Below are 12,243 nucleotides of genomic sequence, written 5' to 3'. Positions count from 1 at the left end.
GGTGTTACTTATTCCTAAAGAAAACAGGAGACATTCATGAAATCAAATCAATTAGAAGATATTAAACAAACCGTTCTATTCAACGCTCCCATCCAAAAGGTATGGGCCGCAGTTTCTACATCAGATGGGATTTCCTCTTGGTTCATGCCCAATGATTTTGAACCTGAGGTTGGACATGAATTCCATATTCAATCCCCTTTTGGACCTTCTCCTTGCAAGGTATTGGAGCTAGATCCCCCTCATAAGTTGTCTTTTTCATGGGATATAGATGGATGGGTGGTTTCTTTTCTTTTAAAAGAGGTAGGAGATCAAACAGAATTTACGCTTATCCATGGCGGCTGGAAGCATGATGATGCCGTTGTTTCAAAAGCTCATGAAAAAAGCTCTGTCATCCGCGACAGAATGTCCAACGGTTGGGTTGGCATTGTAGGTGAAAAACTAAGAAAGGTTGTAGAAGGTTAAATGTCTGCTGTTAAACATGATGTGTTTCAAGCGATTGCTGACCCGACCCGCCGGGAAGTCCTTCGACTACTTTCTGAAAAAGAAATGCCCATTTCGGCTCTAACCTCTCACTTTCCTATGAGCCGCACCGCCATAGCGAAACATCTCACCATTCTTTCTGAAGCCGAATTGGTACATGGAAAAAAAGTGGGCAGGGAGAAGATCTATCGCCTGCAGCCTGAGCCGTTGGCAGAACTAAAGGACTGGTTAGCGTATTATGAGCAGTTTTGGACCAACAAGTTGTCCAAGCTTAAATATCTTGTCGAAGACGAAGATTGATCACAAACAGGGACGGACCTTTCTCAAGGTCCGTCCCTCTTCATTTTTTACAAGTTGGAGAATAGGAACTACATCCAAACCGTCTATTCTCCTTATCTACTATCATATATATAGGTAGTGCAGCTTTGCTTTGGCTTAAGGGGGAGAATGAAATGAAGAATAGAGCTGATAATCACAATTACGGTGATCTTTCTTATCCAGATGACATGGTATCCATCGTGAAAAATGGTTTGGCTCCCAAACAGGAACCAAAGAATGTGATCATTATTGGTGCAGGTATGGCCGGTCTTGTGGCAGGCTCCCTTTTGAAAAAAGCAGGTCATAACGTTACGATCCTCGAAGGAAATGATCGTATAGGCGGAAGGGTATATACGTTGCGGCAGCCTTTTTCAGAAGGACAATACCTTGATGTAGGTGCTATGCGATTCCCGGAAACGCATGATTTAGTATTCGAATATATTCGTAAGTTCAACTTACCAACAAATGAGTTTATTAATAAGAGCGATCTCTATCTCGTGAATGGAATTCAGACGACAGATTCCAATTACAACACTAACCCTGATATTTTCAATTACCCTTTACCTCCTGAAGAACAGGGGAAAACGGCCATTGAATTATTATCGTCAGCTGTAAGGCCGTTTTTAGACTTGTACGAAAAAGCAAGCCCTGAAGAACAAGAAAGACTGCGAATCAAGTTTGATCATTATTCATTCGATGTCTTCTTACGATTCAATCCGATCGGAACGTCCCTTTCCCCGGAAGCCATCCGGATCGTAAAGGTCCTCTTGGGCATTGAAGGGTTCCCGGAACTAGCATTCGTTGATATTCTCCTGGACATTGTCCGTACGGTTTTCAATGATAAATTAAAGTTTTATGAAATTGATGGTGGGAATGATAAACTTCCATACTCCTTTTTGCCAGAACTCCAGCAGAATATCCTCTATTCACTAAAAGTCCATGGGATCATTCAGAAGGATGATGGTGTTGAAGTCATAGTGAGAGACCGCACTACAAACCGTTATCATCGTTTTCAAGGGGACTACACCATCGTTACGGTTCCTTACTCTGTTTTTCAATTTATTGATGTCTACCCCCATGAATCCATCTCCTTTCAAAAATGGAAGGCGATACGGGAACTTAATTATGTGTCGTCTGTGAAAATAGGATTGGAGTTTAAGTCGAAGTTTTGGGAAACCTTTAAAATTGGAAATATCATAACCGATCTTCCCATCCGGTATACGTACCGTCCTAGTCATAATATTGGAGTAGAAGGCCCAGGTGTCATGCTCGGCAGTTACAGCTGGGGACAAAATGCAAATCTGTGGAATAGCTTGCCTGAGGATGAGCGGATTCGTGAAGCACTCCAGGGACTTTATAAGATATATGGCGATCAGGTTTACAAAGAATTTTCTAAAGGTGCCTCTTACAGCTGGGGAGAAAACCAGTTTTCCGCAGGTTGCTTTACCCTATTCGCTCCCAACCAGGCTTCGGACTTTTCTGACCATCTGTACTTACCAGAACAACGTATCCACTTTGCCGGTGAGCACACATCCCCTTTCCACGGCTGGGTGGAAGGGGCAATCGAATCCGCCATCCGGGCGGCCTATGAGGTCAATAACAGAACGGACTGAAGAAGGAGGGACGGACCTTGGAATCGAAGGTCCGTCCCTCCCATTTAGTAGATCTTCGCCATAATGACCATTGAGATGAATACGGTCATGATGATGAGGCTGGTCATGATGTTCAGTAGATTTATGGCAGTCAGTTGGATCATGTCGAATTGCAGAACCGTCATAAAAATAAGGTGATAGAGGAGGATGGCGAAATACGAGTAAAAGATCCCCTTCTCCCTGATCACCTTCATCCGCTCATCCTTTTGCTTGAACTGTGGATAGAGATAATGCATGCAAAAACTCAAAACAGTCAAGGACATGGGAGTAAGAGCGAAATATGGAAATTCTTCTGCCGTTATGCCGACAAAGAACAAGAAAGCAGTCTGTAAGGCAAGAACCCAACCTAAAATCAGATATCCTTTTGTTAGCACTATTTCTTATCCCCTTTCTCATCATACACAAAAATCTCTTCAATTGACGCTTCAAATACATTTGCCAGCTGAAAAGCCAGATTTAGAGAAGGGTCATACTTCCCTTTTTCAATTGAAATGATGGTTTGCCTTGATACCCCTAACTTAGCGGCCAATCTTTCCTGTGAGTATCCAAACGTCTTCCGGTATTCTACTAGTTTATTATTCAAAGAAGGATACCTCCTTATATTTCCATATCATATTGTAAAGAAAACTTAACGTCAAGTTCCCTTTACATATTTCCAACGAAACTTTTTTACCATTCAATCGTATATCCTACTAATTAACAAAATAAGGGATGTGAACTGGATGGAAGATGTGATGAGTAAAGTGAAGGAATATAAGGATAACTATTCACAATTAAAGAAGCGATTGCGGTGGAAGGTATCTGATTCCCGTTCTTTAATGATGGTCGCTTCATTGTACGTAACGAATGAACGAACTTTTGACCTCGACCGTTTTGTAGAGATCAGTGATTATATTAAAAATGAAGTCGGAGCATTTTCGACGTTAAAGCATGAAATCCGATTTACTTTTGCGGCGATGCTTGATACACGTTTTGAAACGCCGGAAGCAAAATTCCATGAATTCCTTGTCTTATATGATTCTTTAGTGGAAGCTGGATTTTCAAGGGGAACGTTCACCTATATAGCTGCCATGACCCTGCTTTCGAATGATGATTACAGTAAAGACCTGTCCCATCATGCAATGAAGGTTTATAAAGAAATGAGAGCCCAGCATTTCTTTTTAACCGGGCATAGTGATTATCCCTTTGCCACATTGCTTGCTCAAAGAGAAGGTGATCAGAGTGAGTTGATCCATACAATTGAAGACTTTTACTCGAAATTGAACGATTCCGGATTCAGGAAAGGGAATGATCTGCAAAGCATGAGTCACATTCTTTCCCTACACGATGAAGCTTCTCAAGATGAGCTTGTCAGCCGCTGCATCTATTTGTTTGATACCATGAAGCAAGCAGGCATCAAGACGAAGGCGATGTTCTATCCCCAAATCGCTCTACTATCGTTTGTAAATGCCGACTCGAACTTAGTGAATCAAGTAAAGGATGTTTGGGAAGAGCTTAACTCTGAGAAACACTTCAAATGGCACAAAGATATCAATTTGATGATGGCCGTGAACCTTTTGATCAGTGATAAAATTGAGAACTCTACTGTGATGCAAGCGAGTTTATCGACTGCCATTGAGACACTCATACAAGCGCAGCAAGCAACGATGATTGCAACCATTTCGGCTGTATCTGTGACAACCGCGGGTGGAGATTCCTAATATGGATCCGACCGATCTTTTTGTTGTAGGTTTCCCAACAGCCATAACCATATTGGTGCTGATCGGTTTTTATAAGGTGTTTGTTAAAAAGAAAAGCGTCTCCCTCTTTTATACACCGTTTGACCAAGTGACCGGACAGACGGAAGTGGAATTTCATGAGGAGCAAATAATGATTGTGCAAGATGATGATCAAGGTGAAGGGAAAAAGTAGTGACACCTCTTATCCCCCCTCCATATAAGCCTAAATTCATGTTACCATTTAAAAAGCAATTTGATTGGGAGTGGATACATTGAGGTTTTTATTTATTTTACTTGGGTTTATTTTAGGAGGCATCTTCGCTTTCATCGGTCCTGAGGTCGCCATTTGTGCCCTTTTAGGAGCAATACTTTTTTTACTTATTTATGATGGAATCGACCTTAACCATTTCATGCAGAAAGCAAAAGAGTCACAAATGAAATGAGAAAAAATGAGGGACGGACCTACAAAGGTCCGTCCCTCATCCTCTATCTAACACGTATCACTATCTTCCCCTGAGCATGATGAGTTTCACTCAAAGCATGGGCATCCTTCAGTCCTTGCTCACTCAGATTGAACGTCTCACCAATTATAGGTTTCAATTGATCCGATTCATATAATTCAGCCAGCTTCTCCAGTTGCTCCCCCTTGGGATCGAGCCATAGGAATTCAGCTTTCACGCCATACTTCTCTGCTTCTTCTTCGGATGGAGGCTGTGCAATGGATACGAGTTTTCCACTTTTCTTCAGCACCTTATAGCTGTTTGATTGGACTTCCCCACCCATGGAATCCAGAACTAAGTCAAAATCCTGCAGCACTTCACTGAAATCTTCTTCTCTATAATTGATGAATTGATCGGCACCCAATGATTTGACGAATTCTTCATTTTTGCCACTTGCCGTCGTGGCGACGTATGCTCCGAAGCTTTTCGCAATCTGAATCGCGAAATTCCCGACTCCACCGGATCCCGCATGGATGAGCACCTTATCCCCTTCTTTGATTTGTCCAAAATCGACTAAGCATTGCCAAGCCGTTAATCCGGCAAGGGGAATGGCCGCTGCTTCTTCAAAGCTCATGCTATCCGGCATTTTGGCTAGTAGCTCATCGTCCACTGCCACATACTCTGCATATGTACCTTCCCTTGTTGTCGCAGGTCTAGCAAATACTCTGTCACCCACTTCAAACCCCTGAACATTTTTACCCGTTTCTGCAATCACACCTGCTGCATCCCATCCAAGTATGATCGGGAATTCAAAGTCGAGCATATCTTTTAAATACCCTGCGCGCACCTTCCAATCAATCGGGTTGATCGATGTCGCATGATTTTCCAATAAGATTTGATTATCCCCAATCACTGGCTGATCGAGTTCTTTTTCCTGTAATACCTCTTTGTCTCCGTATTGATTGATGATAATGGCTTTCATATATGATGGCCTCCTTTTTTTTCATACGGTTTATCTTCCCTCTAACTTAGGGTATTTAAACAACGTGTAGCCCATCGTCATTAAACAGGGTGTATTACTGGATTCTTCCCTCTCATTATTGTAAATTTAAGACAAACTACATAGTAATAAGCATATGGGAATCTATCTTTCAAAAGGAGGAACACTATGCAACACTACAATATGATCATCAACGGTGAACAAAGAGGATCGGATCTTTCGAAAAGGGATGTGATCAATCCCGCCACTTCAGAGGTCATTGCCACCATCCCTAACGGAGGCAAAAAAGAAGCTGCCAGCGCTGTGGACGCGGCTTATGATGCATTCAAGGACTGGTCCCAACACTCTGCATACGAACGAAGTGAACTCATTCGAAAATGGTATGACTTAATTGATAAGAATAAAGAGGACCTTGCCCGGACCATGACCATGGAGCAAGGGAAACCACTAAAGGAAGCACTTGGTGAAATCCAATATGCCAACGGCTTCATCTCCTGGTACGCAGAAGAAGGAAAGCGTGTATACGGTGAACAAATTCCGGCAACTCAGCGAAACAAGCGATTATTCGTCCATAAGCAGCCTGTCGGGGTCGTAGCCGTCATCACACCATGGAACTTCCCTGCTGCGATGATCACACGTAAGGTTGCACCGGCACTCGCCACCGGCTGTACGGTCGTGATTAAACCGGCTAACCAAACCCCTTTGACCGCTTTAAAAATGGTGGAACTTGCAGAAGAAGCCGGCATCCCTAAAGGAGTCATCAACGTGGTGACAGGTGATTCGAAATCCATCGGGGAAGCGTGGATGGAAGACACACGTGTACGGAAACTGACATTCACGGGATCAACGGAAGTCGGGAAGGTCCTGATGAAAGGTTCGGCTGACACCGTCAAGAAAATATCGTTAGAACTCGGAGGACATGCACCTGTGATCGTGATGGACGATTCTGATCTAGAGAAAGCCGTCGATGGGGTCATTGCCTCGAAGTTCAGAAATGCCGGTCAAACCTGCGTCTGCTCCAACCGTGTCTATGTTCATGAATCCATCGTGGATTCGTTCACGAAAAAACTTGTGGAAAAAGTGAAGGATTTAAAAGTAGGAAACGGCCTTGAAGAAGGTGTCGATATCGGCCCATTAATTGATGAAAATGCAATCGAGAAAGTCCAAAAACACGTAGAAGATGCTGTAAACAAAGGAGCTTCCATTGCCTACGGCGGCAAAGGAAAAGGCGGATTATATTTTGAACCAACTGTTCTTACTAACGTAAGTGATGACATGCTTTGCATGAAAGATGAGACATTCGGTCCAGTCGCTCCCATCACGACTTTTAAAACGGAAGATGAAGCGATCAGGCGGGCGAATGATTCCATCTATGGTCTCGCTGCCTATGTATTCACAGAAAATATGACGAAGGGAATCCGGATCAGTGAGCAACTGGAGTATGGAATCGTCGGATTGAATGATGGCATGCCATCCACTCCACAAGCCCCATTCGGCGGATTCAAACAAAGCGGACTTGGTCGTGAAGGCGGACATCATGGGATCGAAGAGTATTTGGAAGTTAAATATATTTCAGTAGGCTTGTAAAAGTTAAAGAGGCTGGGACAAAAGTGTTTTAGTCTAAGTAAAACCCGAACAGATCTGGTTTTTAGTAGACAGATTTGTTCGGGTTTATTATTTATTTCGGTACAGTTGATTTTAGCTATTTCCAGTGCAAGACGAAGACTCCAGCGTGAAAAGTAGCTTATGTGAGACCCGTCCAGCTCCGGGGCTTAGAGGCACATGTTCATAAGTCAAACCGTCGAACGCCTTCGTGGCCGCTTCGCCTTATGCCACGCCTCTGAACAAAGCCCCTCCGCTTTTCTTCCCGCAGGATTGCCGAGAAGGCTCACGGGCTACCTGCGGAAAGCGTAGTCTTGCAAGGAAATCATTAGCGGTATTAAGAACCTACACTTCTATTGTTGGTCTTTATATCGTGGCATTTTAGTTTTGTCCCAGCCTCTTTCCTACGATTAGTCAAGTTTTTATCGGATTTCTTACCTTAGGTTTTTTCTTGCGACTTTGAGGCATAGGAAATAAACCCAGTCAGTTTTTACTGTAATTACTTCTTATATCACTTCTTATAAATCTCACCAGACGACATCCACTCCATAAACCTCTGATAAGGATAATAAGTCGTCCCCTTCAACTCCACTTTTGGAGCCTCAGGAAATTTGTGTAGCAATTCACTGACTTCTTCTTTACTTAGGCCCACGTGCAAATGCAAATCTTTTTCTTTTACTAGAGTCGGATAATCTGAGAAGCTTGCTTTCGGGTTACCAAAGTTCTTTAACCCATCCCCAATAAAATATCCTAATGCCGCAAGCCCTGCTGCTATCCAGAAAAAGCTAATATCCATTCTAAAACTCCCCTTTTCTACGAATCTGTACCTTACATACGTTTAAGTTTAATAAAAGTTTCCATTTAATATATTTTTTACCGATTGAAATAATCATATAAATCTAGAAAAATAGAAATTAATATTATATTAGGAAAACTTATTGACTGCGCTTTCTTCCTATGCTAGATTGTGTTTAATAATAAAATTCCACGACGAGAAAATATAACTCGTCCCTGGTCAGGGGCGGGTTTTTTTATGTGAAATAATAAGAATAATCAATAGAAGCTATCATGGTTTGGTAGGGATTAGGAGGGGTTTTGTTGAGAAAAAAAGATGTGCTCGTTTCTGGATTTATGCTTTTTTCTCTATTTTTCGGGGCTGGAAATTTAATATTTCCTCCTTATCTTGGAATGGAATCGGGAGCCTACTTTGCCGCAGCCATTGCCGGGTTTATTTTAACAGCAGTGTTCCTGCCTTTTTTAACGATCATTTCGGTATCGTTATCTGCTAACGGATTATTGTCAATTGGCCAACGGGTCCATCCTGTCTTTGGGCTTGTGTTCGCCATCGTGGTTTATATGTCGATTGGAGCATTATACGGTATTCCAAGGGCTTCGAATGTTGCCTATGAATTGGGATTTATGCAAGTGATTAGTGTGGAAGGACGGCTACCTTTATTCTTTTTCTCCCTCGTCTTTTTCGGATTGACTTACTTGCTCAGTATCAATCCAAAAAAAGTGATTGATCTTGTCGGGCAGTTTTTAACGCCTGCCTTGCTCATTGTATTAGCGATATTATGTGTGCGGGCCTTTATGATTTTTGAATATACGGACGCTCAAGCAACTGAAAATTTCCAGTCAGATCCGTTTCTCAAAGGGTTTCTGGAAGGTTACTTTACCATGGATGCCGTGGCAGCCCTTGCCTTTGGGATAGTCATCATCAATGGATTGAAAGACAAAGGCGCTAAGGATAAAAGGGAGCTGATACGAGGGACTATCAGTTCAGGTATGATTGCAGCCGCCGGCTTAATCATGGTGTATCTTTCACTCGGATGGATCGGACGGGTTGTTCCCCATGAAGAGCCCCTTCAAAATGGGGCAGAAATATTGGTTCTCGCTTCTCGCCAATTATTTGGATACAGCGGGAATGTGTTATTCGGAGCCATAGTGATGATTGCTTGTTTAACGACCTGTATCGGCCTCATCAATGCATGTGGACGTTTTTTCAATGAAAATTTCCCAAGGTATTCCTATAAGACTTATGTAATGATTTTCATCCTCATCGGGTTGGCCGTGACCAACCTTGGGCTGAATTTGATATTGAAGGTGGCTACACCGTTACTCGTTCTGATTTATCCTGTAGCTATTGTGCTTGTAGTCCTCTCTCTTTTCCAGCATTTCTTTGGAGAAAGCAAGAGAATGTATGTGTATGGGGTTGGAGTCGCAACATTATTTGCCTTTTACGAAATGCTGATGTCGCTAAAAATTCCAATTCAAGGAATTCACGCTATCCTGGGATACCTTCCCCTCAGCGAAAACGGCCTGGCCTGGACCCTCCCTACCCTCGTGGCCGTCGTGATTGGATATGCCATTGACCTCTCCCAAAGGAAAATCATCTTTCCTTTCAAGAGAGGGACGGACCTCTAAAAATAGCAGCAAGGCATGAGTGAATTTCCCAATCATGCCTTGCTGCTTTTTTGATTTTCAGGTAGTTTGATCTGCTGCTTTTTGGTAGACGTTCATGGAACCACCGCTCAGTCCAATGGCTTCTGTCGTGTGAGTCCACCCGTACTTTTCATAATAACCTTCCAGATCCGTTGTTAGATATAGATGTTTATAGCCTTTTTCATGGGCCTCCCGTAGGCCATGCTCGAGGAGACTCGAACCAAGCCCTTTCCCTCTGTGATCCGGGTCAATGTAGAGGCAAGCAAACCATGGAAACAGGTCTTGCCTACTATTCAGGTCGTTTCTGAGCAGCGCGTACGTCCCAATGATTTGTTCTTCCTGTAAAGCGATATAAAATCGCGGTAAGTCCTCTTCGGTACGGCAGGAATGGAATATACAATCTTGATAGAATCTGTAATTCTCCTCACTTCCCCACTGCTCCCAGAAAGCTTTCACTGCTTCCTCAAAAATACTTGAATTCTTTTGTAACTCCAATATTTTCATTGCTGTTTTCCTCTCTTTACTAAATAGATGTATCTTTATAAGGTTCTTCATCGGGAAAGGAAAACCTCTATTGCAATAAAAAAAGACACGCTCTGCATTGAACGTGCCCTCATTAATTGATCAGTATGCCCCATCTGAATACGTTAATTCATAGCTGTGTGAATAAATCTCAAAAATATTCCCGAACGGATCTTCTACATACACCATGCGGTAAGGCTTTTCCCCAGGGTAATATTCACGGATCGGCATCCGCTGTTTACCGCCGTGCTGTTTGATTTTTTCAACCACGCCTTCTACATCGGGATCCTGGATACAGAAATGGAATAGTCCTGTTTTCCAATACTCGAAGTTATTCTCCGGCTTTTCGTTGTGGGGGAACTCAAACAGCTCTACTCCGATTTTATCACCGGTTGCCAGGTGGGCAATTCTGAACTTCTCCCAATCATTTCCGAATACATCACGGCACATTTGCCCGATTGCTGTATCATCATTTTCCACACCGGATGGCTCCATGATGGTGTACCATCCGAACACCTCTGTGTAAAATGCAATGGCCTCTTCGAGATTCGGGACGGATAGTCCAATATGAGAAAACGATCTTGGATATGGTAACATCGTCAATATTCCTCCTCTTTTTGATTAGTTTCATCTAACATGCCTCCATTATACGGAGCTGAGCTTCTTAATGTAAGAATGCACTTTTTTGTGAGAAACTAACCTTAAGGTAAGAAAGGACTGATAAGAATATGGATACGCCCATAGATCAAGAGGGAAAATTAAAGTGCACGATTGAATACACACTGAAGAAAATCGGAGGGAAATGGAAAACAGTCATCTTATGGCATCTTGGGACAGACGGAACTCTCAGGTACAACGGATTGCGCAGATTACTACCCGGGGTTGCCCATAAAGTGCTAAGTCAGCAACTAAAAGAGCTCGAAGAAGACGGCTTCATCAATCGAACCCAATACGATACCATCCCGCCAAAAGTAGAATACTCCATGACAGAATTAGGTATGACCCTCATGCCGATTCTCAAGCAAATGCATGTCTGGGGTAAGGAGCATGGTGAGTTTTAGGAGAGGGACGGACCTCGGATTCATTGTATAATTGGAATTAGGGGTTCATTGGAGGATTGGAGGTCCGTCCCTCCACACATTTTTTAAACAAAATCAGAAATTATATCAAGTCAATAAGAATATACGAACTGAATATCGTAATGATGATTCCCGCAACCCGATTGATCATCGTTAACGAGTCCGATTCAATCCGACTGCTTAACCATCCGCCTACCAAGGCAACCGTCCCCCACCACAAAGCGGATCCGCAAAAGACACCCAAAACGACGAGCAATGCAGATACTATGCTGCCATCAGAACCGGTTACCCGAAAGACACCAAAGATGGCGATAAATGCAAGGATGGTCATTGGATTCGTAACCGTCAAAAGAAAAACTGAGAAGAATCCTTTCAAAGAAGAAGTTGCTTGCGATTCACCAGTCTTAAATGTTGCCGGCTGTGAAGTGAATGTCTTCCATCCTAATAAGAATAGAAACACCCCTCCCCATAATTGAATCCAGAACTGGTAATCAAGAAGGAAGTCAGAAACAATCGTAAGCCCCAAGACAGCAATCAAGCCGTATAGCGTATCTGCAGTGGCAGCCCCCAACCCCGATACAAAACCTGTCCTTCTCCCATATGTCAATGTCCGCTGAATACAAAGGATACCGACCGGTCCAACAGGAGCAGCAATGGTGACCCCTATGATGAGGCTCTTTAAAAATAAAATGATATCAATCATGGTCCTGCCGCTATTGCAAAGGAAAATGATAAGTTTGTATTGGCAGTTCCAAACTCTCTTTGAACCAATCTATGCCAACCGTCTTTGGGGTCATTGTTATTGCCGGCAGGTTCTTGATTTCATGACTGATGACGTGATCCATATTCTTTATATTTCTACTCCGTACTTTCAAAAGATAATCATCCTCCCCGGCGAACTTTTATGCATGTAATTTTTCGTAAAGAGCGTAAAAGAGGGACGGACCTTCAATTCGGTTTCCCCCCATGAATACCTCGGTCAAGCTATAA

Annotated in this window: 16 protein-coding genes and 1 pseudogene; 9 read left to right on the top strand and 8 right to left on the bottom strand. The window is 42.9% G+C overall.

Annotated elements, in window-relative coordinates; genetic code table 11:
• The first annotated feature begins 36 nt into the window (after positions 1–36).
• The 3 genes from ACOSV2_RS14755 (at position 37) to ACOSV2_RS14745 (ending at position 2,411) form a co-directional block, all read left to right on the top strand.
• The gene (locus ACOSV2_RS14755) at positions 37–462 is read left to right on the top strand and encodes an SRPBCC family protein (RefSeq protein ID WP_428975761.1); all 426 of its coding nucleotides are present in this window, start codon (positions 37–39) and stop codon (positions 460–462) included.
• The gene (locus ACOSV2_RS14750; RefSeq protein ID WP_428975760.1) at positions 463–780 is read left to right on the top strand and encodes an ArsR/SmtB family transcription factor; all 318 of its coding nucleotides are present in this window, start codon (positions 463–465) and stop codon (positions 778–780) included.
• Positions 781–932: 152 nt separating this feature from the next.
• Complete coding sequence (locus tag ACOSV2_RS14745; protein WP_428975759.1) at positions 933–2,411, top strand: flavin monoamine oxidase family protein; 1,479 nt, start codon at positions 933–935, stop codon at positions 2,409–2,411.
• A 44-nt stretch (positions 2,412–2,455) separates the two neighbouring features.
• Here ACOSV2_RS14745 and ACOSV2_RS14740 read toward each other — a convergent pair whose 3' ends face one another.
• Together ACOSV2_RS14740 and ACOSV2_RS14735 are read right to left on the bottom strand one after the other, a co-directional pair.
• The gene (locus tag ACOSV2_RS14740; protein WP_262371798.1) at positions 2,456–2,824 is read right to left on the bottom strand and encodes a permease; all 369 of its coding nucleotides are present in this window, start codon (positions 2,822–2,824) and stop codon (positions 2,456–2,458) included.
• Positions 2,824–3,033: a helix-turn-helix transcriptional regulator gene (locus tag ACOSV2_RS14735; RefSeq protein ID WP_428975758.1), complete on the bottom strand. Its 210-nt coding sequence runs from the start codon at positions 3,031–3,033 to the stop codon at positions 2,824–2,826. The genes ACOSV2_RS14740 and ACOSV2_RS14735 overlap by 1 nt, the downstream gene beginning before the upstream one ends.
• 139 nt (positions 3,034–3,172) lie before the next feature.
• Here ACOSV2_RS14735 and ACOSV2_RS14730 point away from each other — a divergent pair, with 139 nt between their 5' ends.
• The 3 genes from ACOSV2_RS14730 (at position 3,173) to ACOSV2_RS14720 (ending at position 4,611) form a co-directional block, all read left to right on the top strand.
• The gene (locus ACOSV2_RS14730; RefSeq protein ID WP_428975757.1) at positions 3,173–4,150 is read left to right on the top strand and encodes a DUF4003 family protein; all 978 of its coding nucleotides are present in this window, start codon (positions 3,173–3,175) and stop codon (positions 4,148–4,150) included.
• Between the two features lies 1 nt (position 4,151).
• Positions 4,152–4,361 (top strand): DUF3951 domain-containing protein, encoded by a 210-nt coding sequence (locus tag ACOSV2_RS14725; protein ID WP_324747429.1) that lies wholly within the window; start codon positions 4,152–4,154, stop codon positions 4,359–4,361.
• A gap of 79 nt (positions 4,362–4,440) precedes the next feature.
• Entirely contained in the window at positions 4,441–4,611 is a 171-nt protein-coding gene (locus ACOSV2_RS14720; RefSeq protein WP_428975756.1) for a hypothetical protein, read from the top strand.
• A 43-nt stretch (positions 4,612–4,654) separates the two neighbouring features.
• Here ACOSV2_RS14720 and ACOSV2_RS14715 read toward each other — a convergent pair whose 3' ends face one another.
• On the bottom strand, positions 4,655–5,590 hold the full coding sequence (locus ACOSV2_RS14715) for an NADP-dependent oxidoreductase (RefSeq protein ID WP_428975755.1): 936 nt from the start codon (positions 5,588–5,590) through the stop codon (positions 4,655–4,657).
• Between the two features lie 186 nt (positions 5,591–5,776).
• Between ACOSV2_RS14715 and ACOSV2_RS14710 the strand changes: the two genes are divergently transcribed.
• Complete coding sequence (locus tag ACOSV2_RS14710) at positions 5,777–7,195, top strand: NAD-dependent succinate-semialdehyde dehydrogenase (RefSeq protein WP_428975754.1); 1,419 nt, start codon at positions 5,777–5,779, stop codon at positions 7,193–7,195.
• A gap of 526 nt (positions 7,196–7,721) precedes the next feature.
• Here ACOSV2_RS14710 and ACOSV2_RS14705 read toward each other — a convergent pair.
• Positions 7,722–8,006, bottom strand: coding sequence for a DNA-binding protein (locus tag ACOSV2_RS14705; RefSeq protein WP_428975753.1), 285 nt, complete (start codon positions 8,004–8,006; stop codon positions 7,722–7,724).
• Between the two features lie 302 nt (positions 8,007–8,308).
• Between ACOSV2_RS14705 and brnQ the strand changes: the two genes are divergently transcribed.
• Positions 8,309–9,634: a branched-chain amino acid transport system II carrier protein gene (gene brnQ / locus ACOSV2_RS14700; protein ID WP_428975752.1), complete on the top strand. Its 1,326-nt coding sequence runs from the start codon at positions 8,309–8,311 to the stop codon at positions 9,632–9,634.
• A gap of 57 nt (positions 9,635–9,691) precedes the next feature.
• Here the strand turns inward: brnQ and ACOSV2_RS14695 are convergent, their stop codons facing one another.
• Both ACOSV2_RS14695 and ACOSV2_RS14690 read right to left on the bottom strand, forming a co-directional pair.
• Positions 9,692–10,156 (bottom strand): GNAT family N-acetyltransferase, encoded by a 465-nt coding sequence (locus tag ACOSV2_RS14695; protein WP_428975751.1) that lies wholly within the window; start codon positions 10,154–10,156, stop codon positions 9,692–9,694.
• 120 nt (positions 10,157–10,276) lie between these two features.
• Positions 10,277–10,771 (bottom strand): lactoylglutathione lyase family protein, encoded by a 495-nt coding sequence (locus tag ACOSV2_RS14690; RefSeq protein ID WP_428975899.1) that lies wholly within the window; start codon positions 10,769–10,771, stop codon positions 10,277–10,279.
• 131 nt (positions 10,772–10,902) lie between these two features.
• Between ACOSV2_RS14690 and ACOSV2_RS14685 the strand changes: the two genes are divergently transcribed.
• On the top strand, positions 10,903–11,235 hold the full coding sequence (locus ACOSV2_RS14685) for a winged helix-turn-helix transcriptional regulator (protein ID WP_428975750.1): 333 nt from the start codon (positions 10,903–10,905) through the stop codon (positions 11,233–11,235).
• Between the two features lie 100 nt (positions 11,236–11,335).
• Here the strand turns inward: ACOSV2_RS14685 and ACOSV2_RS14680 are convergent, their stop codons facing one another.
• Both ACOSV2_RS14680 and ACOSV2_RS14675 read right to left on the bottom strand, forming a co-directional pair.
• Positions 11,336–11,956 carry a LysE family translocator gene (locus ACOSV2_RS14680; protein ID WP_428975749.1) on the bottom strand — a complete coding sequence of 207 codons (621 nt, stop codon included), beginning with the start codon at positions 11,954–11,956 and terminating at the stop codon, positions 11,336–11,338.
• Positions 11,957–11,966: 10 nt separating this feature from the next.
• A pseudogene (locus ACOSV2_RS14675) lies at positions 11,967–12,137 on the bottom strand (Lrp/AsnC family transcriptional regulator); the annotation flags it as partial.
• Positions 12,138–12,243 lie beyond the last annotated feature (106 nt).

This window comes from Rossellomorea sp. DUT-2 (assembly GCF_052665285.1).
The sequence above is the reverse complement of the archived record's forward strand: the minus strand, read 5'-3'. Positions and strand labels throughout refer to the sequence as shown.

Bases quoted from the DNA above. Each gene is read 5' to 3' on its own strand.
- ACOSV2_RS14725 (WP_324747429.1), top strand. From the start codon at position 4,152: ATGGATCCGACCGATCTTTTTGTTGTAGGTTTCCCAACAGCCATAACC.
- ACOSV2_RS14690 (WP_428975899.1), bottom strand. From the start codon at position 10,771: ATGTTACCATATCCAAGATCGTTTTCTCATATTGGACTATCCGTCCCG.
- ACOSV2_RS14715 (WP_428975755.1), bottom strand. From the start codon at position 5,590: ATGAAAGCCATTATCATCAATCAATACGGAGACAAAGAGGTATTACAG.
- ACOSV2_RS14695 (WP_428975751.1), bottom strand. From the start codon at position 10,156: ATGAAAATATTGGAGTTACAAAAGAATTCAAGTATTTTTGAGGAAGCA.
- ACOSV2_RS14705 (WP_428975753.1), bottom strand. From the start codon at position 8,006: ATGGATATTAGCTTTTTCTGGATAGCAGCAGGGCTTGCGGCATTAGGA.
- ACOSV2_RS14755 (WP_428975761.1), top strand. From the start codon at position 37: ATGAAATCAAATCAATTAGAAGATATTAAACAAACCGTTCTATTCAAC.
- ACOSV2_RS14745 (WP_428975759.1), top strand. From the start codon at position 933: ATGAAGAATAGAGCTGATAATCACAATTACGGTGATCTTTCTTATCCA.
- ACOSV2_RS14680 (WP_428975749.1), bottom strand. From the start codon at position 11,956: ATGATTGATATCATTTTATTTTTAAAGAGCCTCATCATAGGGGTCACC.
- ACOSV2_RS14750 (WP_428975760.1), top strand. From the start codon at position 463: ATGTCTGCTGTTAAACATGATGTGTTTCAAGCGATTGCTGACCCGACC.
- ACOSV2_RS14685 (WP_428975750.1), top strand. From the start codon at position 10,903: ATGGATACGCCCATAGATCAAGAGGGAAAATTAAAGTGCACGATTGAA.
- ACOSV2_RS14710 (WP_428975754.1), top strand. From the start codon at position 5,777: ATGCAACACTACAATATGATCATCAACGGTGAACAAAGAGGATCGGAT.
- ACOSV2_RS14730 (WP_428975757.1), top strand. From the start codon at position 3,173: ATGGAAGATGTGATGAGTAAAGTGAAGGAATATAAGGATAACTATTCA.